The organism is Methylocystis sp. H62 (genome assembly GCF_015709515.1).
In the GTDB taxonomy this organism is placed as follows: Bacteria; Pseudomonadota; Alphaproteobacteria; order Rhizobiales; family Beijerinckiaceae; genus Methylocystis.
The window spans coordinates 1-245 of the sequence record NZ_JADNQZ010000003.1 but is presented as its reverse complement, the minus strand read 5'-3'; the positions used below and the strand labels follow the sequence as shown (position 1 = coordinate 245).

The 245-nt window shown below is 60.8% G+C and carries 1 pseudogene; it reads left to right on the top strand.

The annotated features are described in order from the left end of the window. Nucleotides 1-245: pseudogene (locus IYY11_RS00015) on the top strand (IS4 family transposase); the annotation flags it as partial.

Below are 245 nucleotides of genomic sequence, written 5' to 3'. Positions count from 1 at the left end.
CTCGTGCGCGTTCAGACCAACCGGCTGGCCGAGCCACCGACAGAAGCAGCGCCGACGGATGCGGCCCATCGCGTCTTCGCCCAACTCGCCGCGGTCCCTTGGTCTGGTCGCCATCAGGTCGCGATTGGCGGCGAGGATCACGAAATCGCTTTCTTGCAGATCAAGTTTGCCTCGGTGAAGACATTGCCGCCCATCGGCAAACAAAAGCGATACGCGCCACAAACCCTTTTCTACATTCACGCCCT